This is a genomic window from Nocardia thraciensis, assembly GCF_054782435.1.
Genome location: NZ_BAAGSM010000032.1, coordinates 1 through 26,468 on the forward strand (window position 1 = coordinate 1; position 26,468 = coordinate 26,468).

The following is a 26,468-nucleotide window of genomic DNA, read 5'->3' on the forward strand; positions in this document are numbered from 1 at the left end:
ACCGGACGCAACCCGGTCCCATGCTCATGGCAAACCGGTGGTCCCTTCAGGCTGGCAGCCGACATGCCAGATCCAGGGTTCGACCGGAGTTGACACCTCGTTCGACCGCCGCCGACGGGCTGTTCACCGACCATGGTGCTGTCTGCGGTCGATCGCACCGGAGCAACCTTCGTCGATATGCGACGTCGGCATAACAATGATGCGCCGAAAGAGATTCCGTGTATCGAGTGCTTGTCCAATGCTGTTTACAACCGGCTTCGATCCCTTCGTGTCTCGGCTTCCTTCTCCGACGCCGCGACATATCTTCCCCACGGTGTAGAGCCGGCCCAGGTCCCCACTCTTTCGGCACAGCAGGGGATTCAGCTGCGACCACGTGGCCGGCCCTACGGACGGCCCCGTAACCGCGGAGTAGGGCGCCCGTGCGCTGGTGCGGTTTCGATCTCCGGATCAGGGGGGCGGGCCCGAGGAGAGGTGATGATTCACTGTGTGCAGCACCACCATCGCGGTCAGTAGCGCTGACGTCGCGCTGTTCGCCGAAGCCAGCGGCGACCGCAATCCACTGCACTGCGATCCTGCCTACGCGCACGCAACCCCCTTCGGCCGCCCGATAGCGCACGGGGTGCTGGTCTTGCTCGCGGCGCTCGCAACATTGCCGGCAGGTCCCCATCGAATTCGTCGCTTGGAGTGCCGTTTCGACGGCAGCATGAACCCCGATCAGCAGTATGAGACAACACTGCGGGACGACGGCGACCGAGCCACCATACAGGTTCGGGACGGACGTCGTGTGTTGCTCACTGCCGTGGTGTATTACGCCGCCACCGTTGCAGACAACGGAGGCCAGGAACCGGTGGCAGGCGAACCGGAAGACGTGAGCGACATCGGCGCACCTCGTGCACAAGCCGCCGTGGTTCCACTGGCCGAGATCACGACCGGGTGGCGATGCGCGGTCGATTTCCCTTCCGGACATCCGAAACTCGACGAGCTCGGTGCGCGTTGGGATCTCCGCTCTCGCGGGCTCGGCGCGGCGGAACTCGCCGCGCTGGGTTGGTGCAGTTACCTGGTCGGAATGGAACTGCCGGGACGATCGGCGTTGCTGGCGGGGATCGACATCGACTTCGATGTACACGGCGGGCGGTCGGTGCCTGTGTTCCGCGGGCGTGCCGAATGCGCCGGGGTGGATGCGACTTTCCGGATGGTCCGCCTAGCCAGCATCGCAGAGTTCGGCCGTACCCGAGCACACATTCGGCTGCAGGCCCGTGTACGCCACGACGAGATCGATGCTCCGTCGGTGACGATGACTGCCCAGCTGAACGGCACGGGGCCCGTCGTCGGAAACAAGGTGGCTTTGGTGGTCGGGGGCAGCCGAGGACTGGGCGCGGCTGCCGTGCACGCCTTGGCCAGTCGCGGATTCGTCGTCTATGTCGGGTATCGCTACAGCACGCCGGCCGCAGAACGCATGCGTTCGGCATTGGGCGACGGTGCCGAACGGGTCGAACTGCTGCCCGGCGACGCCGCTGATCCGGAGTGGAGTGACAGTGCGGCCGAGCGGATCCGGAGGGAGCACGGAGGCCTTGACGTGCTGGTGCTCAACGCTGTCGAACCTCCCCCTCTGCTGCCGTTGGCCGCGTGTGCCACTGATCGGGCCACCGACTATGTCAGCCGCGCTGTCGCGCTCGCTCAAGCGCCCTTGGCCGCTTTGCTGGACATGGTCGCTGATCGTGCCGGACGGATCATCGCCGTGTCATCCAGTGCCATCACAGATCCGGTGGCAGGATGGGCCCACTACACGGCAGCCAAAGCCGCGGTCGAGGGTCTGGTCCGGTCGGCTGCGATCGAGCGGCCCGAGGCCGGGTATCTGGTTGTCAGACCGCCACGAATGCAGACTGCTCTCACAAGTGCAGCCTCGGACGCCACCAGCGCGCTGCGGCCCGAATCGGTCGCTGCGGCAATCATGGAATGGATCGAGGCCCCATGCGCCCACGGCGAAGTCGCCATCGTCGATACATTCACCGACGCGCTGCGACGGGTAGCCGTTGCTGCGACCTTTACCGCCGACACCGTCGCCGAAGTCGCCCGCGAAAAACTGCTGAGCCTCGACGGCACTGATATTCAACCGGCTTTCGCGCCTTATGGTCAGGTTATCCAGACGCTTCTGGACGCGACCAGCGTGCTGGCTGTCAACCGGCGCGGTATCAACTGGATCCTGCTTCGAGTCGAGGATTGGCTCGCCGATGACAAGCCCGCATCGTCGCGACGCGAAACCGACGACTTCTGCGATGCGGTCGCACAGTTTCAGCGACACGATGGCGATCGCCCGCCGCTGCTTATCCAGATCTGCCCCCCGTCACCTCGAACAACAGTGTCAGCTGAGCGGGCGCGCAACATCGAGGACGCGACCAGCCATGCGGTCGAAAGACTGATGGAGATCAGCGGAGTTCACGTTCTCACGGGGGAATCGTGGTACGGAAGCTACCGGGTCGCCGGAGATTACGATCCGATCCGCGACGAGCTGGCCGGAATTCCGTACTCCCCTGATGTGGTCGACCTGCTGGGCACCGCCGCAGCACGCGCGATCCACGCCCTGGCGTACACACCACGCAAGGTCATGGTGGTCGACGCCGACCACACACTGTGGCAGGGGGCGGTCGGCGAAGACGGCGTCGACGGCGTGACCATCGGCCCCGGCCACATGTATTTGCAGCGACGGATCGCGAGTTGGGCTGCCGAAGGCGTGCTCGTGTGCGTGTGCAGTAAGAACGAACTGGCCGATGTACGCGCGGTGTTCGATCGGGCTGATATGCCACTCGACGCGGATTCGGTCGTCGGATGGCGCGTGAACTGGCTGCCCAAGCCGGAAAACTTGCGGTCCTTGGCCACCGAGCTGAATCTGCACCTGGACAGTTTCGTGTTCGTGGACGACAACGAGGTGGAAGTCGCAGCGGTGCGAGCAGCACTGCCCGAGGTCCTAGCGCTGACCGTGCCTGCCGACGAGTCTCGTCTGCCCGGCTTCGTCGACGATCTGTGGGCCTTCGATCGAATGAAGGTGACCTCCGAGGATCGGCGCCGGGTGGCAATGTACCGCGACGAAGCTCGACGCGCCGCTTACCGCCAGGAGACCATGTCGTTGGAGAGTTTCCTTGCCGGACTGGATCTTCGCGTGACGGTTCGAGATGCCGACGAGCCCGACATCGCCCGCCTCGCACAGTTGAGCGTCCGCACAAATCAATTCACGTTAACCGGACGACGTTACGCCGAACAAGAATTGCGGGACCACCGAGAGGCCGGCGCCACGGTGCTGGCGGTCGAGGTTCGCGACCGGTTCGGTGACTACGGGCTGACCGGTATGATTCTTGCCCACCCTGACGGGGACTCGTTGGTCGTCACCTCGATGGCTCTGAGTTGCCGCGTTCTCGGCCGCGGTGTCGAGGGTCAAGTCCTCGCCGCCCTCCACCGGCGTGCACATGAACTACGCCTGACGCACATCGATTTGCAGGTCCGCCGCACCGCGCGAAACCAGCCCGCGCGGGAGTTCGCGGCAGCGATCGACGCGATCGAACACACTACCACCGGCGGCCTGGTCGTCTATCGCACGGCGGTCGCGGAAACCACGAAAACCTCCACCGCGCAGGAGGATCCGTCGCCGGCGCCAGACGACGACGCGACACTGCAGGCTCTTCGCGAAGTGCTGGCGGTCGTCGGATCGGTGCCCGCCCAGCAACTCACCGCCGATACCCGGCTCGGTGATGTGCTGCACTCGTCGCTGGCGATCGCAGAAGCAACCGCTCAGCTCATCGAGAAGATCGGTCCGGTCCCGAAGACCGTACTGTTCGACAACACAACCATCGGCGCGGCCGCGCAAACTCTCGCCGGAAAACATGCCCAACCCCGCCGGCCGCTCGTACCTGCCGAAACTCCCGCCGCCGCCGACGACCCGATAGCCATCGTAGGCATCGCGGGCCGATATCCCGGGGCAGCCACCGTCGAGGACCTGTGGCCGGTCCTGAGCGAGGGGCGCAGCGCGGTGACGACCCTCCCGCCCGAACGCTGGCAGCACGCCCGCTTCTACGCCCGCAACCCCCAAGCGCATCAGACGAATTCGCGCTGGGCGGGACTGCTGACGGAGATCGACCGGTTCGACCCGGAGACCTTCGAGATCTCACCTCGCGAGGCCGACCAGATGGACCCCCAACAACGGTTGTTTCTCGAAGTTGCCTATGAAGCGGTGCAGAACGCCGGATACAGCCGGCGCAGCGTCGACCGGCGCAGCGGTGTCTACGTCGGCGTCATGGCGCACGACTACGGCACATACCTGAATTCCGGCGCGCTCGTCGGCACGGCGTCGCATCCGTATGCCGAGCACTATCAGGTGGCCAACCGGGTGTCGTACTTTTTGGACCTCACCGGACCGAGCATGGCGGTGGACACCGCCTGTTCGAGCTCCGGCACAGCCCTGGCACTGGCGTGCGAGGCTGTCCGAGCCGGCACCGTACCGATGGCGGTCGCCGGCGGGGTCAACCTCCTGGTGCATCCGGCTCGTTTCGTCCAATACACGCGGATGGGCATGTTGTCGCCGCGCGGCCGCTGCCGTGCCTTCGGCGTCGGCGCCGACGGCATCGTGCTGGGCGAGGGCGTCGGCGCGGTCGTCCTCAAGCGACTGAGCACGGCGTTGGCCGACGGGGACACCGTCCGCGGTGTCATTCGCGGCTGGAAGACGAATTCCGGTGGCCGGACCAACGGGTTCACGGTGCCCAATCCAGCAGCGCAAGCCGCGCTGGTCCGCGATGCGCTGGCACATGCCGGGTGTCCGCCCGACACCATCGGCTACGTGGAAGCGCACGGAACGGGGACTCCCCTCGGCGACCCCATCGAAATCCACGGCCTCGCCGACGCATTCGCCCCGACGGATCCCACGACGCACCGGTGCGCGGTCGGAAGCGTCAAGACCAACATCGGACATCTCGAATCGGCCGCGGCGATCGCTGGTCTCAGCAAGGTGCTGCTGCAGTTCGAGCACGGGATGATCGCCCCCTCTCTGTATGCTCGTCGCGCCAACCCGGACATCGACTTCGCCAGTACTCCCTTCTTCGTCCCGGACCGGCCCCTGCCATTCCCTGACAGCCATCCCCGCCGGGCCGGTTTGAGTTCCTTCGGCGCCGGCGGAGCCAACACGCACTTCGTGGTCGAAGAATTCGTACCACCCCCGGGTGCCCCGCTTCACGCCATCGACACCGAACAGCCGCACCTGTTCGTCATCTCCGCACCGAACGAAGCCTTGCTGAGCCGGTACGCGCGCAGGCTCCGACACCGACTGCGGGAGCATTCCTACGCACTCCGCGACATCGCTTACACGCTGAGATCCGGCCGCGATCCCCGGGCGAGACGTGCGGCTGTCATCGCGGCCGACACCACCGAACTGCTCCCCGCGCTCGACCATCTCGCCACCACGCCCGCAGCCGGCCAGATCATCATCGGGGGATCGAATGATGCGACGCCCCGATCGGAGCACGAACGCGGCCTCGCGGACCTGGCGCAACGCTGGATCGACGGCACCGACATCGACTGGGACGCCGAACTTCCGCGAGAGCACGCCGAGCGCGTGCCGCTTCCCTCCTGCCCGTATCGGCGAACACGCCACTGGCTACCCGACGCGTCGGAAACAGCCGACCAGGTTGCCGCCGCATCGGTGGTCCCGTGGTTGTTGACCGGTGAAGACCAGCACGAGCTACAGCGACGCTGCGGCGAGCTTCTTTCCGAAACCGACCGGGCTACCTCGTTCGACGCCGTGCGGACCGGACATCGCCTCGCCACCACACAACCACGCAGGCATCGTGCCGTAATACTCGGACAGGCACACTCGGACTTCATCCACGACCTGCAAGCCCTGCGATCGGGTGCTTCAACGCCCGGAATCATCCGCGGTGTCGCAGTCGAGGGAGCGACCGCGTTCCTGTTCTCCGGCCAAGGCTCACACCGCACCGGAATGGGACGCGAACTTTACGACGAATTCCCGGACTTCGCCCGGATATTCGACGACATTTGCGCGCAGTTCGATCCTGAACTGGATGTGCCACTGCGAGACGTCGTATTCGCCGACTCTGCCGGCCCCCATGCGGCACTGCTCGAGCAGCAGACATACACACAACCCGCATTGTTCGCCCTCGAGGTCGCTCTGTGCCGTCTCCTGCTGGCCTGGGAGTTGCACCCGCAGTTTCTTATCGGGCACTCGCTGGGCGAGATCGCCGCTGCGCACATCGCGGGGGTCTTCGCACTGCCGGACGCGTGCCGCCTGGTGCTCGGTCGCGGCCGACTCATGCACGCGCTTCCCACGGGCGGCGCGATGCTGGCGGTCCGGGTGCCGGAGGATTCGCTGCCCCCATTGCTGGCGGGACGGGAACACCGTATCGATGTCGCGGCGGTCAACGGCCCGGACGCCGTCGTGTTGTCCGGCGACGACGACGAGATCACCCGTCTCGCCGAAGAACTCGCCGACCACAAGCCGCGGCGGTTACCGGTACCTCTTGCCATGCATTCGGCGCACATCGACCCGATACTGACCGAGTTCGAGCGGATCGCCGCCGAACTTCACTACACGCCACCGCAGATTCCCCTGGTATCCAACGTGACGGGTGAACTGGCCGTCACCGGCGACATCGATACCCCGCAGTACTGGGTCCGCCACGTTCGCCGGACCGTCCGATTCCGGGCCGGCATCGAGACCCTGCACCAACTCGGGGCCACCCGCTACCTCGAACTCGGGCCCGACGGTGTCCTGACCGCGCTGGTTCGCGAGTGCAGGAAACCGACGCCATTGGCAGTACCGGTGTTACGCCGTAACCTGCCCGAACCACAAACATTGCTCACCGCACTGGCTCAGGCCACCGTCGACGGTCACAGCCCAGACTGGTCGAGGATATTCGGCCAATGGTCCCCGCATCAACCGAGCGGGAATGCCAAAACTGCGACCGGCCAGCAATACCGCGTGGAATGGCGGCCATCAACCGTCGAACCCGCGCCACCTCCGGCAGGTCCCACGCTGCTATTGCGCCCTGCTGAATGCGGCAACAACCACGATCTCATCCGAGTCTGCCGCAGCGGGCTGAGGGCCCACGGTGTACAAACCGTCGAACTGGCAATCCGGCAGGACGAGGACCGGGCCGCCATCGCCGAACGACTGACCGCGGTGGCCGCCACGCATCCGGAACCGGCGACCGTGCTGTCGCTGCTATCGATGGCCGACAACGCCGACTCGCCGGGGGACCCATCGGCACCTGCGGTGTCGACGCTGACGACGCTGCAAGCGCTCGGCGACGCAGAGATCGCTGCTCCGGTCTGGTGCGTCACCAGAGGGGCCGTACCGGCCGGCACGTACGGTGCCGAGGACCCCCTTCAAGCTCAGGTATGGGGGCTCGGCCGAACCGCCGCGCTGGAATGGCCGCGCCGGTGGGGTGGCCTCGTCGACGTGACGCCATCACTCGATGAACACGATATCGGGGACCTCCTCGCCGTCGTATCGGGCACCGCCGGTGACGATGAGTGGGCAATCCGCCCGGATGGCATCTTCGTCCGGCGGTTGCTGCCCGTCGATGACGATCGTGACGACGACGGCACCTGGGATATTCGGGGAACCGCGCTGGTCACCGGCGGTACCGGCGCGCTCGGTTCCGCGACGGCCCGGTGGCTGGCAGGCCGCGGCGCCGAGCATCTGGTGCTGGTAAGCCGCCACGGTGGTAACGCGGCGCAGGCCGCCGAATTGAAAGAAGAACTCGGCCGGCTCGGCGTCGCAGTCACGTTCGCCGCATGCGACGTCGCCGACCGTGCGGCCCTGGCCGCTCTGTTGGACTCGATCCCCTCCGAGCCGCCGCTCACCACTATCGTGCATGCTGCTGGACTGGCCGAAGAGTGTGCTCTCGATTCGCTCACCGCCACCGACCTCGCGCGAAATCTGCGCCCCAAGGTGCACGGCGCACTTCACCTACACGACCTGACCCGAGATCGGAATGTGTCCACGTTCGTATTGTTTTCGTCGATCACCGGCGTCTGGGGTGGATCCGGATACGGCGCCTACGCGGCGGCAAACAGCTTCCTGGATGCGTTCGCCGCGGCCCGCCGCGCACACGGAATGCCCGCCACGGCAGTGGCCTGGGGTCCGTGGGACGGTGCCGGTATCAGCGCCTATCCCACTGTCCGGGTCGGATTGGACCGGGCGGGATGGATCCCGATGCCACCAGAATCCGCGCTCGACGCGCTCCAGCGCACCCTTGATCACCACGAGACATCGGCAGTCGTCGCGAATATCGACTGGCACCGCTTCGCGGGACTTCGGGCAGCGATCCGCCCCACTCGGTCGATCGATGAACTCCCGGCGGCACGCGACACCCGTACGAGGGAGGTCCCCTCGCCTTCTGCACCGCCGACGTTGCCGCCGGGTTTCGAGCGGTTGTCCGAACCGGGACAGCAACGCACAGTCCGGGATCTGGTGCGGCGCCAAACGGCTGCGGCTCTCGGCCACCCAGATATCGGAGCGATTCGCCTCGATGTGACCTTCCGGGAGCTCGGCCTGGATTCACCGGCTGCTGTCGAGCTGTGCGATCGGCTCAACACGGCCACCGGGCTGCAGTTGCCGGCATCGACGGTCTTCGACCACCCCACCCCTGCCGACCTGGCCATACATGTGCGGAACCAGTTGTGCCCCGCGTCGGAACCGGAACTGGCACGACCAGAATCGGACATTGCTGGGGATCACCGTGGGATCGACACGATGGATACCGACGATCTCGTGCGCCTGGCGCTCGGCGAGGACCCCACGCCGCCGACCGGGCCGGCATTCGAAGAAAGGGACATGTGATGTCGGATTCACATGATCAGCTCGTCGACGCGCTTCGCATGGCGCTCAAGGATCGACAGCGCCTCGAACACGAGAACCAGCGACTGCTGGACCGGTCTCGGGAGCCCATCGCGATCATCAGCATGGCCTGCAGATTTCCGGGCGGGGTGCAGTCACCGGAGGACCTGTGGCAGGTCGTCAGTGGCCGCCAAGACACCATTTCGCAGTTTCCCACCGATCGCGGCTGGGATTTCGACGCGCTCCGTGGCCGCGACGGCATCGGAAAGGTGACCACACGCGAAGGCGGATTCCTCTGCGACGCAGCTGAATTCGACGCGGACCTGTTCGGTGTCTCGCCGCGCGAGGCGCTGGCGATGGACCCACAGCAGCGGCTGCTGCTGGAAACATCGTGGGAGGTGTTCGAACGAGCAGGCATCATGCCGGCGTCGCTGCGCGGCTCGGCGACAGGAGTCTTCGCCGGGATCTGCTATCAGGACTACGACCCGCGTTCCTCCGAGGAGGTGGACGTCGGCGGCTATGTACTGACCGGTATCTCACCAAGCGTGGCATCGGGCCGTATCGCCTACACATTTGGGTTCGAAGGCCCGGCGGTGACGATCGATACGGCGTGCTCGTCGTCGCTGGTGGCTGTGCATTCGGCCTGTCACGCCCTGCGTGCGCAGGAGTGCACGCTGGCGCTGGCCGGTGGGGCGACGGTGATGGCGACCCCGGGATCGTTCGTGGATTTCGCCCGGCTGGGCGGGTTAGCCGCGGACGGGCGTTGTAAAGCGTTCGGCGCGAGTGCGGACGGCACAGGTTGGGCGGAGGGCGCAGCCCTGATCCTGCTGGCCCGCTGGAGCGACGCGCGCCGGGCAGGATGGCCCGTGGTGGGCCTGATCCGGGGTTCTGCGGTGAACCAGGACGGGGCGAGCAACGGACTCACCGCCCCGCACGGCCCGTCCCAAGAACGGGTGATCCGACAGGCGCTGGCCGATGCCGGGCTGTCGCCGGGCGATATCGATGCTGTAGAGGCGCACGGCACCGGAACGGCCCTGGGAGATCCCATCGAGGCACAAGCGCTGATATCGGTGTACGGACAGGGCCGAACCGCTGCGAATCCGCTGTGGCTGGGATCGGTGAAGTCGAACATCGGACACACGCAAGCTGCGGCAGGTGTTGCGGGGCTGATCAAAATGGTCGAGGCGATGCGGCAGGGAGTGCTGCCACCGACGCTCCACGCCGATCCGCCCTCGGCGCATGTCGACTGGTCGTCAGGGATATCGTTACTCACCGAGCCCCAGCCGTGGGACCGTGGCCCGAGCCGCCGAGCAGGCATATCGGCATTCGGCATCAGTGGCACCAACGCCCATGTGATCGTTGAAGAGCCACCACCCAGCCACGAACCGGCACCACGTACAGCCGACTCCGACCAGCCGATCGCCTTTACCCACCGCGAATCCGGCCGACAGATAGTCCCATGGACCGTCTCCGGCCACACCCGTGCCGCGTTGCGCGCACAAGCGGCACGAGTCCGAGACTGGATGGCGTCCGATGTGCGAAGGCACCCGGGCGAGGTCGCGATATCCCTTGCCACCACCCGAGAGCACCTCGACCACCGCGCCGTCGTGTTCGGCACCCTGTCCGACGACTTCGCAACAAGACTGGACGCACTGAGCGCCGGGAACGAGGCCGCAGGAGTGGTGACCGGGACGGTGCGGCACGGCGACGGCCCGGTTTTCGTGTTCCCCGAACAGTTCCGGCCCGATGACACGCCGGCGTGGACACGGGCGGTCGTCGAGTTGCTCGACGACTCGCCGGTATTCGCTGAATCCATCACCGAATGCGAGGAAGCCCTGGTCGAGCACACCGGCTGGCGGCTCGGAGCGATCCTGCGCGGACACCACGAGGCACCGGGCGCTGCCGAGCCCCGAGTCAACCGACCGCTCGCATGGGCAGTGACAGTGTCGCTGGCGCGGCTGTGGCAAGCCTGCGGAGTACACCCGGCGGGCGTCATCGGCTATCGTCGCGGTGCGATCGCGGCCGCTTGTATCTCCGGCGAGACATCGATCGCTCGAGGCGCACAAGACATTACGGCAGATGACCGATGCGGCGCCGACGAAGCCGAGACCGATCGTTCAAATGATTTCGACGCGGCGATCGCACGATACCTGGACGGGGGCTTCGATACCTTCATCGAATGCTCGCCGTGCCCGGTCCTGTCCGGCGAGATAGCGCAGACCGCCGCCAGTGCCGGTCACGACGCATCCGTCGTCGACATGTCGAAACGACAGGCAGAAGACGGCATCCCGAGTTTTCTCGCAGCAGCCGCCGAAGCGTACACATGTGGAGTCGACATCGACTGGCGGCGCGTCATCGAGCCCGCTCGACGCCTCGAACTGCCAACCTACGCATTTCAACGGAAACGGTATTGGGCGCCCGGCCTGCCACCCAGTGGCCACAGCCGAGCCATCGACACCGGCCATCCTTGGATCGACACGGTCATAGACCTCCCTACGGACGACACCCGGGTCTTGACCGGCCATGTCTCCCTGCGAACCAGCCCCTGGCTGGCCGGCCACACAATCCACGGCGTGCCGCTGTTACCGGCCACGGCCTACATCGATCTCGTGACCGATGCCGCGCGGCGAGTGGGAAGTTCCATGGTCGCGGAACTGACCCTGCACAAGCCATTGATTCTTCCCAATGACGATGAGATCGAACTACAAATCGTGGTCGGCGGCCCCGCGGAAACCGGTCAACGCCCCGTGAGCGTCCACGCCCGGACGACCTCTGGAGCCGACACCCCGCCCTGGACCCGCCACGCCAGCGGCGTCCTCGGCTCCGGCACCTCCGATCCGGATCAGCCGTCCCCCGCCGACTGGGCAGTGGCCTGGCCGCCGCCGGAAACACAGCCGGAGGATGTCGAACAGATCTACGCCACCCTGGCCGGTCAAGGATGTGAATACGGTCCGCTGTTCCGCGGCATTCTTGCCGCTTGGCGCTGCGACGACACCCTGTTCGCCGAAATCACACTGCCCGAAGATGATCGCGGCCACGCACAGTCGTTCGGAATCCATCCCGCCGTCCTCGACGCGGCCCTGCAACTGATCGGAGTGAGCGGACCGGTTTCCATCGCACATTTACCGTTCGCCTGGAACGGCCTGACCCGCACCACAATCCGGACCACCACATTGCGGGCCCGGCTGACGCGCCTCGGAGAACAAAAATTCCGGCTAGACACGACTGACCAGCACGCGGTGCCGGTCCTGTCGGTCGACACATTGTCCGTGCGTCCAGCCGACCCGGCGGCACTCCATCCCACCGGTGCAGAAGCAACGGATACGGACACCGCGGCCATGTATCGGCTGCGGTGGGACCCGATACGGGAAGCCGTCGACGAATCCGTGTTCGCCCGGCGCTGGGTACTGGCGGGCGACCACACCCCCCGGCTCGCAGAGATACTCCGGACGCTGGGTCATCAGGTCGAATTCTGTGCCGCGGCAACGGAACTCGCGACCTCCGCCGCATCAGACACCGCCGCACCCGACGTCGTGATCGTCGACCTGCCCCGAATCGCAGACAGCGTGGCCGACGTCGCGGAACTCGTGCAGGACGAGGCCGCTGCGGTCCTCGAGTTGCTGCAGTCGTGGATCGGCCACAGCCGGCAGCAACACCTGCGGCTCGTCGTTCTCACCCATGGTGCGGTGACCGTCGACACCGATGAGTCGCCGGATCTGGTGCATGCGCCGATCTGGGGAATGGTGCGCTCAGCTCGAGCCGAGCATCCGGGGCGGTTCGTACTCGTGGATCTCGACAACCATGAGGATTCCGTCCGCAGTCTCCCGGCCGCACTGACCGGCGAGCACGAACAGATCGCGATCCGGCGCGGTGATCTCCGAATACCACGACTGGACAGATGCAGCAGTGACGATCTGCTGCCCGTCCCCGCCGACGCACCGCAGTGGCGGCTCGACACCACCCGGCCGGGCACCATCGACAGTCTGCGGTTACTGCCGCACCCAGGCGCCCGGTCCGATCTCGGCGACAACCAGATCAGAGTCGAAGTGCGCGTTGCCGGAATGAATTTTCGTGACGTCATGACCGCCTTGGGCATGATCGGACCCGACGCCGAGATGGGAAGCGAAGCCGCCGGCGTCGTCACCGAGGTAGGCGCTCGAGTTCGTGACCTCGCGCCGGGGGACAGGGTATTCGGTCTGATCCCCCGCGCGTTCGGTCCCGTGGGAGTGACCGACCACCGCATGGTCGCGAAAATTCCGGATGCGTGGACCTACGCCGAGGCCGCCGCCGTTCCCGTCGTCTACATGACCGCCTACTACGGTCTGGTCGACCTGGCAGCCGTACGGCCTGGTCAGCGAGTTCTCGTGCACGCCGCGACCGGCGGAGTCGGAACAGCCGCGGTGCAGTTGGCCGCTCACCTCGGCGCCGAGGTGTATGCCACCGCCAGTCCGGTCAAGTGGGAAATCCTGCGCGAATGGGGCTTCGGCGACGACCGTATCGCCTCCTCGCGCACCCTCGATTTCCGGGAACAGTTCGCGACCGCCACCGCCGGGCAGGGCGTGGATGTCGTTCTCAACTCCTTGACCGCAGACTTCGTCGACGCCTCGCTGGACCTGCTCCCCCGCGGCGGGCATTTTCTCGAACTCGGCAAAACCGATGTGCGGCAGTCCGCCGACGTTGCCCGCGACCGTCCCGGCGTGGACTACCGAGCGTTCGACCTGGCCGATGCCGAGCCGGACCGCATCCGGCAGATCCTCGCCGACCTCATGGCGCTGTTCGATCAGAGAGTCCTGCGCCTGCCGCGGGTGACAACTTGGCCCATCCGACGCTCGCACGAGACATTCCGGCACATGTCGCAGGCCAAGCACATCGGCAAACTCGCGCTCACCCTTCCCACATCCCTCGACGAGCACGGAACCGTGGTTGTCACCGGCGGCACCGGAGGCTTGGGCGGTCTACTCGCTCGCCATCTGATCACCTCGCATGGGGTGCGACACCTGGTCCTGCTGAGCCGCCGCGGCATGCGGGCTCCCGGCGCACCCGCCCTGCGCCAGGAACTGGCCGCGGCGGGCGCTGACGTCCGCATTACCGCATGCGATGCCGCGGATCGCGCCCAGTTGGGATCAGCGCTGGCCGAAATACCCGCCACACACCCGGTGACCGCCGTCGTTCATGCCGCCGGCGTCCTCGAGGACGGAACCCTGACCTCACTGAGTCCCGACGGACTGCGGCGGGTACTGCGCGCCAAGGCCGACGCGGCGTTGAACCTGCACGAAGCGACCATGAGCTGCGACCTGTCGGCATTCGTGCTGTTCTCGTCGGCGGCAGCATCGACCGGCGCCCCTGGGCAGGCGAACTACGCGGCCGCCAACGCATTCCTGGACGCACTGGCCGTTCACCGCCGTGCCCGGCATCTCCCCGCCGTCTCGATCGCCTGGGGTCTCTGGGCCCACACCAGCGCAATGGGGGGTCGGCTGACCGAGCAGGACACCGCGCGGATCGCCCGATCCGGGTACGCGCCGATGTCCGACGCTGAAGGGCTCGCACTGTTCGACGCCGCCCTGGAATACGACGCTCCGCACATCGTCGCTGGGCGAACGACCCGCACGAGTGTTCACCGGCGCCGGCCTGGAATCGCCCGCCCTCGCGCCGTCGCCGGACCACCCACGGACAACCGCACAGCCTCTTCCGGAGCACCCACGCCGACCCAGAAGTCGCCTGGGCAGTCGCCGACAGAGCAGACCTCGGCTCTCTCGGAGTTGATCCGCTCACACATCGCTGTCGTACTCGGCCACCGGTCCACGGTCGACATCGATGAACAACGGACTTTCGACGACCTGGGTTTCGACTCGCTGTCGGCAGTCGAATTTCGCAACGCCCTCAGCGACGAGCTCCGGCTGGAGTTGCCCAGCACGCTCGTGTTCGACTATCCCACGCCTGCCGCCCTGGCACGCCACCTGGCGGCCACGAGAAGCGGCGATGCCTCCGATCGTGAGCAGCCGCCGCCCGAACAGCCCGCAACAGCAACACCAGCACCACCGGTGACGGTTGCGACCTCCGACGACGAGCCCATCGCCGTCATCGGAATGGGCTGTAGGTATCCGGGCGGTATCGAGTCACCCGACGACTTGTGGCAGCTCGTGGCCAACGGCGACGAAGTGGTCAGCGACTTTCCCGCAGACCGCGGATGGGACCTCGGAAATCGGCACACCGACGTTGGGGCGGTGCCCGTCACTCCGCGAGCCGGCGGGTTCCTCCCCGACGCCACCGGATTCGATGCCGAACTATTCGGTATCTCGCCGCGTGAGGCGCTCGCGATGGATCCGCAGCAACGGCTGTTGCTGGAGACCGCGTGGAGCACCTTCGAGCAGGCACGGATCGCCCCACTAGCAGTACGGGGAAGCACGACCGGTGTGTTCGTCGGGATGGGGCTACCGGACTACCCCATGCTTCTCGCTGATGCCGACGATCTCCGCGGCTTCGTCCTGACCGGTACCTCACCGAGTGTGGCCTCCGGGCGCATCGCTTACACGTTCGGACTGGAGGGTCCGGCGATGACAGTTGATACGGCCTGCTCGTCGTCGCTGGTCGCGATCCATCTCGCATGCAGAGCACTCCGCGCCGGAGAATGCTCACTGGCGCTGGCCGGGGGCGCGACGGTGATGTCCACACCGGCCGCCTTCCGCGAGTTCGCACGCTTGGGCGGGCTGGCCGGGGACGGCCGATGCAAGGCCTTCGGTGCCGCCGCCGACGGGACCGGGTGGTCGGAGGGCGCAGGTCTGGTGCTGCTCGCACGCCTCGACGATGCGCGTCGCGATGACCGGCGCGTCCTCGGGCTGATCCGTGGGTCGGCAACGAACCAGGACGGCGCGAGCAATGGGCTCACGGCACCGAACGGCCCCGCTCAAGAGCGCGTCATCCAGCAGGCACTCGCCGACGCCCGGCTGTCGCCCGCCGACATCGACGCGGTGGAGGCCCACGGCACCGGGACCGTGCTCGGTGACCCGATCGAGGCACACGCCCTCATCTCGATCTACGGGACCGACCGTCCCGCGACGCGGCCGCTGTGGCTGGGTTCTGTCAAATCCAATCTCGGCCACACCCAAGCCGCAGCCGGCGTGGCGGGAGCCATCAAGATGCTGCAGGCGATGCGGCACGGCGTACTGCCGCCGACCCTGCACGCGGACCCACCATCCGACCATGTCGATTGGTCGGGCAGAGGTGTCGCTCTCCTGACACGCCCGCAGCCCTGGTCCGCGACAAGGACCGTCCGGCGCGCCGCGGTCTCCTCCTTCGGTGTCAGCGGTACCAATGCACACCTGATACTCGAACAGGCACCACCCGCCCCGCACGATCGCGACCCCGAGGACAAGGATTCCCCCTCGGCGGCTACCCCGGCACCGGTCGCGTGCCTTCTCTCCGGCCGGACGAACCAGGCTCTGCAATCGATCGCCTCAGCTCTCGCCGACCACGTGCGCCGAACACCTGACACCAACGTTATGGACATCGCGTACTCGCTGGCGACGACACGATCGACGCTGCAGCACCGGGCCGTCGTGGTCACCCGTGATCGGGAGCAATTGTTGTCGGGACTCGACGCCGTCGCGACGGACCTGCCGGCCGCCCATGTCGTGACCGGCATGGCGTCGAGACGGCCCCTGGCGTTCATGTTCACTGGGCAGGGCAGCCAGCGGCAGGGAATGGGCCGAGGACTGTACGAGCACTATCCGGTGTTCGCCGGAGCCTTCGATGCCGCGTGCGCCGAACTCGATAGCCGGCTCGGCGATGAACTGGCAGCGCACGGTATCCGTGAAGTAGTCCTCGGGCCATGCGACAGCGACCTCATAAACTCGATCGTTTATGCCCAAGCCGCCATGTTCGCCTTCGAGGTGGCTATGTTCCGGTTGCTGGAGTACTGGGGTATCCGACCCGATTTCATCATCGGGCATTCGATCGGTGAGGTCGCCGGCGCGCACGCCGCAGGCATGTTGTCACTGCCCGACGCCGCTGCGTTGGTAGCCGCACGCTGCCGATGCCTGGCCCGGACCGACCCCGACGCCGCGATGATCGCAGTAGAGGCGACCGAAGACGAAGCACGAGCAGCTATCTCCGGCCAGGAAAGCCTGGCAGACGTCGCAGCGGTCAATTCCCCACGCTCTACAGTGATATCAGGAGCGCACGGCGCCGTCGCGGCGATCGCACGCCAATTCCGAACCCGTGGTCGAAGAACGGCGCACCTGCGGGTCAGTCGCGCCTCCCATTCCCCGCTCATGGCCGACGCCGCTGACCAATTGCGCGCCGCGATCGCTTCACTGACGTTCAAACGACCCGTCATCCCGATTGTCTCCGGCCTCACCGGCGAAATCGCCGAGCCCGACGCTATCGCCAGCCCCGAATACTGGGCACAGCAATTGCGTGGCACCGTCCGATTCGCCGCCGCCGTCGCGACAGCGCGTGCCAATGATGTCGCGACATTCCTCGAACTCGGCCCCGACGCCGTACTCGCCGTGCTGGGTCGAGAAGGATTCCCGGATGAGGCCGTCTTCGCCGCAGGCCAACGGGGCAACGAGAACGAGGCGTCCGACTTGCTGACGGCGGTGAGCCTCGCCCATGTTCGGGGTGTCAGCGTGGACTGGAAGACGGTATTCGCCGACGGCCACCCAAAGGTTGTCGACCTGCCCATCTATCCGTTCCAGCGACGCCGTTTCTGGCCCGGCCGCGCGGCCGCACCGTCCTCACCGGCTCCTAACCTCGACACGCACACGAGGCAAACCAGCACCGACCCGCAGGAAAGCGGCGTCATCGCGCCCCCGTCCGCCTGCCAGCGGCTGATGGAAACACCGGGCCCGGCGCGGCACCAGCGACTCCTCGACATCGTCCGCAGTTGCGCCGCCGCCGTTCTGGGTCACTCGTCCGCGGACGAGATCGGGCCGGAGCAGACCTTCACCGAGCTCGGCGGTACGTCACTGACCCTCACCGAACTGCGAACAGAGCTGGCTTCCAGAACAGGGTTGCCGCTGACCGCCGCCGCAGTGTTCGAGCACCCCACACCACAGGCGCTGGCTCATCACCTCGACACCGCAGCGAATACCGACACCGCGACACCCGAGCTACACGGCCATGTGACCGACAACTTGGGCGGCCAGTTCGAACGAGCGGTCATGAACGGGCATGCCATGGCAGGATTAGACGTCCTGCTCGCCGCAGCCCGACTACGAAGAACGGTCGCCGATACCAGCGACCGACCGACGCCGCCGGATCCGATCCGATTCTCCCACGGCGATACCGCTCCGAAACTCATCTGCATCGACACGTTCGCGCCACTGATCGGCGGTATCGGATACGCGCGATTTGCTGCCACATTCCGGGACCATCGTGAACTGGTCGTCATTCAGCAACCCGGATTCCGGGAAGGTGAGTTGCTTCCAGCCTCCGCGGAGGATCTCGCGGAGATTCTTGCCGACGCAGTCCTCCGCTGCGCCGACAGCGCCGATTTCATCCTCATCGGATACTCCTCCGGCGCCTGGCCCACCGCCGCGACAGCCCACCGCCTCGAAACCATGGGACGAGCACCAACAGGAATCGTGGCCATCGACCATCCCCTCCCCGCACGCATGCGCTCCGCCCTGATGGAGCCGATCATCCGTGGCATGCTGGAACATTGGGGCGATTTCGCCTCGAAGAGTTACCCCAGCATGACGGCCTTCGCCTGGTACATGAATACCTTCGTCGAATGGTCACCCCCTCGGACCGATATTCCTACCCTATTCCTACGGTCGAACGAACCATACCCGCACATGACTACCAGCGAGTGGGACGAATTCAGCCGATACTGGGACGAAATTCACGGAAAAAACCAGACGGTGACACCGATACCGGGAAATCACTTCACCGCAGCCACCGACCACGCCGACCGCACGGCCCGTGCCGTAGCCGACTGGCTGGATCGAACAGAACCGAAAAATAGGGAAGGAAAGTGGATACGATGACCCGAGCGAACAACCTCCAAACAATCAACCAATGGCTGGATCTCTACAACAACGACATCCATCGACTGATCGATGAATTTTATACCGAAGAATTCGTCGTCCTGTGCCCCGGACTACTGGAGATCAAAGACCGCAGGACATTCCACGAAGTCGAACAAAGCGTCCTCGACGCCGCCCCGGACCGGCGTATGCGCATCACCAGAACCATCACCTCGGGCGACGACGTCATCATCGAGGCCGTTTTGTACGGACAGCACGAAGACGGAACCGGCTGGGAGAGCCCGCTCTGCGAGATCTTCACACTCGTCGATGGCAAGGTAGCCCGTGAACACGCCTACATCGACGCGGCAACCTGGCCAGGACTACCCACTTCCACATAGCCTCCCGCTGTGGGTCTCCCCAAAGTTTCCGGCCCGGCGACATGTCGCGCGAGGTTGCCGATCTGCTGCAGGTCAGCAGACCCACGCATTTTCTCGCTGCCATACCGGCACGCGCCCACCGAGCCTTGATACGGGACCTACTGGAGGCCTCCAGCTTCAACGAGGCCATCGGCGCGAAGGCCGTGCCGCCCAGCACTTCCGCCGTGGCGGCCAGATACAGGCGGCCCGGCTCGAGCACGACACCGTCCGGGGGCAGGGCGATCTCGGTGTTCGGGTTGTCGCACCGGGCGTCGAGTTCGGGGCCTGGAAGGATGTTCACGTACCCCAAGCCGTATCCGCAGGAGTTCCGCGAGGACGTGGTCCGGGTCGCTCGTAACCGTGAGGACGGGGTGACGCTGGAGCAGATCGCCGCCGATTTCGGTGTACATCCGGTGACGCTGTCGAAATGGATGCGCCAGGCCGGGGTCGTTCGCTATCGCATCAACGCCGTTTCACAATCAGTCGCGTTGTTTCGTGGTTCGCCGATCGAGTTGAATGTATTGTGCTGGAACAACTCTGGGAGATCGCCGAACCACTGCTGTGTAATGTCACGTAGTCTGCGGGCATTGCCTCATCGCGACGGCTGTGCCCTGCGCGTCCTGTGCCGCGTATGTGGCCGGTCGGCGGGCTGCCCTCGAACAGGAGGTTCTCGTCTCCGTGGTAGCGGGCGGAGGTTTTGCTCCATTCGTAGACGGCTCGGACGAAATCCAGGCAGCCGCGGGCATATCTGTGGACGTGGTCCTGTTGCGCGGTGGGTAGGCCCAGGTGGGTGCCCAGCTCGTCGACCCGGACGGTGAGGTGGGACAGTTCCTGCAGTTTCCGGTTGAGCATTTGTCTTGCCAGAGCGGCGGTTTCGGGGAGCTCACACCCGTGCTGCCGGCCGAGGACGGTGAGGATGTTGAGTTCATCGCGGTCGACGTCCTGGGTGTAGGAGTAGAGGTCGTTGCAGAGGACGGCGAGTTGGCCGGTCACCGAGCGCAGGGTGCGGAAGGGCTGGCAGTGGTAGGCGATGACGGGCAGGTCGAGGCGGTTGCATCGTTCGAGGAGATCGACGGTGATGCGTGTGGCCGCCGGGCCGTCGGCCCGTAGTTGCAGGTAGCGGTCCGCGGTCGGTTCGGGGTCGGTGGTGTGGGCGTGTGCCTCGTCCAGGTGGCCGGCGAAGAAGTGTTCCCAGCTGACCGCGGCACGTGCGGTGAAGGATCGGCTCATGTCCGCGCGCTGCCGTTCCCAGACCTCGGTGAGGGCGACTTCGTGCGCTACGCCGGGGTCGGCGCGACGGGTGCCGTGTAGCACCTCCACGAGGTGGGCGCCCGCTTCTGCCGTGCGGGCCATAGCCTGTCCGCGAGCGCCCTCGAGGAAATCGTCGAACAGCGCGATCACATACAGGGTGTCGCAGGCCAGCACGATGTCGTCGAGTTCGGCGTCGGGTAGTAGTCGTGCCGCGAACTCGGCGATTCCCACCGACGCGTATCTGTCGGCGTGCCGGTCGTCGAGCAGGCGGCGGGAACGTAGCCAGGCCACGTTGCGCCGTTCGACCTCACGATGGTGCGGGCTGATCCGGGCCGGGAACCGAAACGGCTCGGCGTCGATTTGCGGCTGTGGTTCGTGCACGTCCTACCCTTTCGCCTCGATACCGGCCGCCGGAGCGTTGCGGGCCTGCTCGATCTGGGCCCAGGCGATCTCCATGGCGCGGCTGCACCAGATGCGGGCGGGGCTCGGGTCGGGCAGTGCGGCGACCATGTCGTCGGCGACGGCCAGTTCGGTCAGCGTGTAGTCCAGCAGATCGGCGACGGTCCAGCCGGCGGGCCGGAAGTCGACACCGCGTTCGCGATCGACGGCCTGGTCGGCCACGATGTTGGCGGCCTGGCATCCGCGGGCGTAGCTCATCATCGCGGTGCGGTCGACCTGGGTGCCGTCGTGCCAGGCCCACATGTCGCACAGCAGCGTGGCCACGACCCCGGCGACGGAGAACGCGTATTGGTCCAGATCGTCCACATCGCGGATGCGCCAGTTGTGCCGGGACCACACCGCCATCCGGTCGGCCATCGCGATGGCCGCGTCCACGATCCGCGGCGCGATGAACCGCGGCGCCAGCGCACACCAGTGGGCCAACCGCAGCGACACGGCCGGCAGTATCTGCCGGTACGGCGCGAATGCAGTGTCGAGACGGCCGTCGATAGTGCGGGTCTGCAGTGCACAGGACACGTCGGTGAGCAGCCTGTCCTTGACCGGCGCGGTGAGCTCGCCGTGGTCCTCGATCTCGTCGATGCCACGAAACAGCAGATAGAACGAGACCTTCGCCTCCTGCAGCCCCGACGGCATCTGTGTAATGGGCCGGTAGTAGGTGGTGGACCAGCGGCGTACCTCGGTCAGCGCCTCGTCCAAGGTGGGGGTTACAGCGGCGGCCATACATGCCTCCACGACATTGGGTAACAGCACTCGCCGGGTAGCGACGACGTATCAACTCTCACCCCTGCACTCGTGGTAACGACACCGCAGTCAACGCATGAAGGCCATGTACGTGGCGCATACTCGCACCGACTACGGGGCGGGCCACTCCGGCGGCACCTCAAGCGCTCACAGTCGTATCGAGTCCTGTTGCGCGCAAGCAAATTTCAGCACATCGCGCAAGCAGATTTCAGCAAGTAAGAACACCCGCTGGCCCTAGTTAACTCTGCTCTGTTGCCCGCTGTCAGCGTGAGTCATGCGGGGCGCGCATAGGAATCATGCGAGGCAAGCGGCACCGCAACCGCTGGTGCCCCGCAATACTCGGGACCATCAGGGATCGCCCTGCTATGTCCTCAATAGGTGAGATCACAGTGGGCTCGGCAGGGCGACACGATGACCACAAGGCCGAACCTGTCCTGTGTACGTGGTCCGGCAGATGTCGTCGGGGAATCGACGGCCATCCGTCCACCCCGGTCCGGCTATCGGAGGATAAGTTGGCTCAACTCCCCATCGCGGCACACAACGTGGCGCAAAACTCGAAAGGTGAATCCGATACTCCGGTGACGAGACTGCGCGATCTTGTTCACACCCATGTGCAGCCTCCGATGGAGGGTTATCGAGACCGTGAGAGCCAGGCGCTGACGCGCCTACGGCCAGTCGGTGACGCATGCACGCGATTGCGCCTCGACGATATCCTCAGCACCACCTCCGGGCCGGGCTGTCGGCTCGATGAGACCGGTGCCATCCGGCTCCGATCATTGGACGCGGAGTTGACCGGGATTGAGGAGAAATTCCCCGCCGTCGCCACCGATGTCGCGATATGCCGGTCGGCGTGCGAGCTGTTGGAACACGCGTGGATCGGCCGGCGCACGACACGGCCCGATGCGATCGAGGACTGCGGTGAGGCGACCGGGCGAGACCGCGACTGCTCGTGCGCGCTGTGCGCATACCTGCCCACACCCGTGCCGCGCAAACATGGAGACTATCGGTGGCGCAGGAGCCGGGGACGACCGCTGACCGTCAAGACCTGGCCGTACACCAGCGAACTCGACAGTGTGCTGACCGGCGGCTGGGTGTGGACACGGAAGCTGAACGACTCCAACATCAATGCGGCGCTTCGCTTCCGCTACCACGACGACATTCTGATGTTTCCCGAATACAAGCGAGTTATCGCCAACCTCGACTCCACGGCAGCCACCCGGAAAGTCCGAGACGCGCTGTCGGTCGACGAGGGGGTCAACGGGGCTCGCGCACTCGTCGTCGGCCTGTACGCCCGGTACAAGCGGTCGGTCGACGAGCACCGGCTGTCCGAACACACCAGTGGACGAGCCGCCGTATCGCAGCGCAGCCCACTCGACCTGGGCTCCTACACCCTGTTACAGCTGTTGGACAACCTGTTCTGGCACGCCGCGCCGGACAACGAACTGTGGCAAGCCCAGCACCTTGCCCCTCTGGTGCTGTGCCGGGTGCTCGACGATATGGCTGACCCGCGAGCCGACGCGCTGACCGGGGAGATCAGCAACTTCTGGCTGACACAGATGTCGACCCACCACAAGAGCATGCTGGCTGCCAGCGCCATCGCGCAGATCAAGTACGGGTGTATGCCAGAGGCTCACGGCCTGGTGTGGGAGAGCTGGCTGCTGCCGGCCACCATCGTCTGGATGGGCCTAGCCGGTCGCCACTCCGTGTGGTTCGACGGCATTACCCGCACTCTGCCGTCCTCACCGGACTGTCCGCTGTGCGGTCTGCGTCCTAACGCCTGCATCGACCTGCTGACCAGCGGAGTAGGGCTGGAAATCGGTTGCCGGGTCATCGCCGACCGCCTCGGCCGCGCCGCAACACGACTGTCGAACCGATGCCGCGGCGAATTCCCCCAGCTCGCGGCGATGTTCCACACCGAACTGTCCGCGTTCGAAGCCCTGCACGGCCCGTGGCGGGGCAATGTCGACATCGCCTGGCAAATCCTGCGCCGCACCTACCTCGCTGCCGCGGCGGCCTGCCTGCACGGCGGCGCGGGCGCCGAAGCGGTCCAGATCGAGTCCGGTGTCGTCGGGGCCGACCTGTTCTACCTGCTCAACCAGCCGCCCACCTGGACAGAGGACACGGCACTGCTGGCGTTCATGTTCGGCTGCGCACACCCCCACTTCGTGTGGAATGCCCAGGACTACATCCCATCGCGAGTCATCGGCGATTGGGTCGACGGATAACAATCGACGCCCCAACGCTTTTCGGCGGCGTGCCGGTCGAGGAGGATCCGGTGCTGCATGTGCTGGCTGGGGTGTTGGGGTCGGGGGGGTGCTGGCGTCGCTGGTGCGGGAGGAGGGGTACGGGCGTTGTCGGATCCGGTCGGATACGGTCACTGCGTTATCCAATATCACGGCGTCGGCGGCAGCACCGCAGCGAAATTGCGCGCGATGAGAGGCTCGTCGAAGCGAACGATCTCGCATCTGACACGATAGCGCCGCCGGTCGTCAAATGCCGCCGGGACCCGTTGCTCGAAGGCAGTTGTCGCGGATGGTGTTCGCTGTCTGGTCGGGATATTGCGTTCCGTGCGTGTACAGATAGGACGGCCAGGCTGTACGATTCTTGAGGATCATTATGACTGCTGAACCGGGCACCGGAGCGCCATTTTCGTGCCATTTGAACGGAATGCCCGAGACGGATATGGGAGCGTTGGACATGCTGACCCATGATCCCGGCGCACTCCGTGGGCCTTGCGGAACAGGCAGATACTCGGAGGCGGTGTTGGTCAGAGCATTCTCGGCCGCCTCGGCGAGATCGCGGCCGAGACCGGCATTCCCCAGATCTCGCCGCACCGCTACCCGGCGGTGGTCTGATGTATGACGCCGAAGCGAGGTGCGCCGCCGACTTTGCGCGGCTGATCCGCGAGCAGCAACTCGACGATCTCGACGGCTTCCTCGAACCAGTCGAACTTTTCGACGAACCACCGCTCTATTCTCGGTTCGATCAACTGGCTTTCCTCGACGGCCTACCCGTCGAACAGAAAAACCGACTGCTCATCCGCGCCGCAGCCGCACATCTGTACCAGATCGTCGAGCATGGCCGTGAGCACGACTTTTACTGCATGCTCTGCATCCTCGTCGACGTCGACGGCGACGACAGTGGCCTGTTCACCCCGGCGTTCTGGTACACCAACCCCAGTACCCGACCCGATCCCGCAGACCCGCGCGGCATCCTCGACTACCTCATTTTCCATCCGCCCACCAGCCGCTACAGCAAGGTCGTGGCCGACGCCCTCGACCACGACCCTGCCTTCTTGATCCAAGACGACGAAGGAACAGATCCATGGAAGAGACGGGTCTACGTCCGGCTCGGCCGGTACTGGTCCGACACCTACCAAACCCTGCGGTGAGACTCCGAGTGTCCCATCGGTTCCACCGACCACGTGCCTCTTGAACGAATTGCCTCACCATCCGGTGGAACCGAGCTCTTCCGCTCTGCGCAGGTGTAGGGCGGTGGAGTACAGCAGATGCTGGGATTCCGGGGACAATCCGTCAGCGAGTCGCAACAGTCGGCGGAATCTCGGGTCGGAGAATCCGCTGACGATGCGGCCTTGTCCCGCCATCGCCGTCGGGTTGTCGAAGTACGGCGGGGTGACTCCGAAGAATTTCGCCAGTGCCTCGACCAGATCTTCAGAAGCCTCGTCGTCGCCGTGGCGCAACCGTGCCAGCCGATGTGCGGACATCGGGTGCCCTGCGGCGGTGAGCGCCGCCGCGACCTCCTCGTCGCGGAGGACTCGGCCGTTGCTGGCGGCTCTTCCCGCCCACAATTTGGTCAATCTGGCGGCGAACCACCGCACGCGCGAGTCTCGATGCGCCATTCGTCCCCCGAACACGATCAACTACCAAGGCCGACGCGGCCCTACCGCAGTTCAGTTAACCATAAGGTAACTCAACCTGGTTGGACGTCCAACCAGTCGGCATGTTCGATTGGCCATCGAGCGTTGGCACTGTGATGCCTCGATATCGGTGACACGACGTCGAACAGGACAATATTCGCTATCGGAAGTTAGCTGGAGAAGGGGTCAGTCGAGGCGGAATCTATTGGGCCAGAGCCAGTTCGAGGCCGAGCCGGTTCCGCCGCACCGGGCGATCCGGCGCAGGGGGCACGTGCTTGTCCTCTCGGCTCGGCCGCGGCCGCAAATAGACTGAGACACCGAGGAAGCTGCGGTAAATGTGTCAGGGGGAAGTCAGCGATCGTTCACATCTGTGGAGGGAATGTCGGTGGTGCGCAGGGTGACCGTGGAGATGATCGACGATTGCGACGCGGAGTCGGTGGCCGCGGAAACGGTGGCCTTCAGATTGGACGGTGTTGCTTACGAGATCGATCTGTCGGCGGTGAACGCCGACCGATTGCGGGAGCATTTCGCGGAATGGGCTCGGCACGCTCGGAAGGTCCGCGGCAAGTCGAGCGGCAAGAGGAGTGTGGTGGCCCGGTCTGCCGCGGAGAAGCAACAGACCCAGGAGATTCGGGAGTGGGCCCGGAGAAACGGGCATTCGGTGTCGGGTCGTGGCCGTGTGGCGACAGCGATTGTGGAGGAGTATCGGCGGGCGACCGCATAAGCGGGCTACTGCTGCCCGGGGCCCGACTCCGCACCGGACGTTCGCGCTGTCAGCTGCGAGACAGCGACGCTGATCCGGGTGAACAACACAGGGGTATCGAGCGTGAGAGAGGAAGCGCTGATGGCGCCGAGCAAGGCTGTGACGTATATGGTGGCCGATATCGGGGCCCGGTACGGATCGCTGGATG

General features: G+C 65.7%; 9 protein-coding genes. 6 read left to right on the forward strand and 3 right to left on the reverse strand.

Annotation, left to right across the window (positions count from 1 at the left end):
- Window positions 1–484 precede the first annotated feature (484 nt).
- Genes ACYVLQ_RS20610 through ACYVLQ_RS20620 form a run of 3 tightly spaced genes read left to right on the forward strand, consistent with a single transcriptional unit; the run spans window position 485 to window position 19,211 of the window.
- Window positions 485–8,845, forward strand: coding sequence for an SDR family NAD(P)-dependent oxidoreductase (locus tag ACYVLQ_RS20610; RefSeq protein ID WP_460699146.1), 8,361 nt, complete (start codon window positions 485–487; stop codon window positions 8,843–8,845).
- A complete protein-coding gene (locus ACYVLQ_RS20615) occupies window positions 8,845–18,831 on the forward strand; it encodes an SDR family NAD(P)-dependent oxidoreductase (RefSeq protein WP_460699147.1) in 9,987 nt (3,328 codons plus the stop codon). The genes ACYVLQ_RS20610 and ACYVLQ_RS20615 overlap by 1 nt, the downstream gene beginning before the upstream one ends.
- Entirely contained in the window at window positions 18,828–19,211 is a 384-nt protein-coding gene (locus ACYVLQ_RS20620) for a nuclear transport factor 2 family protein (protein WP_460699233.1), read from the forward strand. Before ACYVLQ_RS20615 ends, ACYVLQ_RS20620 begins: the two co-directional genes overlap by 4 nt.
- 480 nt (window positions 19,212–19,691) lie before the next feature.
- On the opposite strand, the gene ACYVLQ_RS20625 is transcribed toward ACYVLQ_RS20620, so the two are convergent.
- Together ACYVLQ_RS20625 and ACYVLQ_RS20630 are read right to left on the reverse strand one after the other, a co-directional pair.
- Window positions 19,692–20,861: a terpene synthase family protein gene (locus tag ACYVLQ_RS20625; protein WP_460699148.1), complete on the reverse strand. Its 1,170-nt coding sequence runs from the start codon at window positions 20,859–20,861 to the stop codon at window positions 19,692–19,694.
- A gap of 3 nt (window positions 20,862–20,864) precedes the next feature.
- On the reverse strand, window positions 20,865–21,659 hold the full coding sequence (locus ACYVLQ_RS20630) for a squalene/phytoene synthase family protein (RefSeq protein WP_460699149.1): 795 nt from the start codon (window positions 21,657–21,659) through the stop codon (window positions 20,865–20,867).
- Window positions 21,660–22,468: 809 nt separating this feature from the next.
- Between ACYVLQ_RS20630 and ACYVLQ_RS20635 the strand changes: the two genes are divergently transcribed.
- Window positions 22,469–23,905 (forward strand): hypothetical protein, encoded by a 1,437-nt coding sequence (locus tag ACYVLQ_RS20635; RefSeq protein ID WP_460699150.1) that lies wholly within the window; start codon window positions 22,469–22,471, stop codon window positions 23,903–23,905.
- A gap of 629 nt (window positions 23,906–24,534) precedes the next feature.
- A complete protein-coding gene (locus tag ACYVLQ_RS20640) occupies window positions 24,535–25,071 on the forward strand; it encodes a hypothetical protein (protein WP_460699151.1) in 537 nt (178 codons plus the stop codon).
- 54 nt (window positions 25,072–25,125) lie between these two features.
- Here ACYVLQ_RS20640 and ACYVLQ_RS20645 read toward each other — a convergent pair whose 3' ends face one another.
- Window positions 25,126–25,497, reverse strand: a complete 372-nt coding sequence (locus ACYVLQ_RS20645; RefSeq protein ID WP_460699152.1) for a transcriptional regulator — start codon at window positions 25,495–25,497, stop codon at window positions 25,126–25,128.
- A gap of 445 nt (window positions 25,498–25,942) precedes the next feature.
- Here ACYVLQ_RS20645 and ACYVLQ_RS20650 point away from each other — a divergent pair, with 445 nt between their 5' ends.
- Window positions 25,943–26,281: a histone-like nucleoid-structuring protein Lsr2 gene (locus ACYVLQ_RS20650; protein WP_460699153.1), complete on the forward strand. Its 339-nt coding sequence runs from the start codon at window positions 25,943–25,945 to the stop codon at window positions 26,279–26,281.
- Window positions 26,282–26,468: the final 187 nt, after the last annotated feature.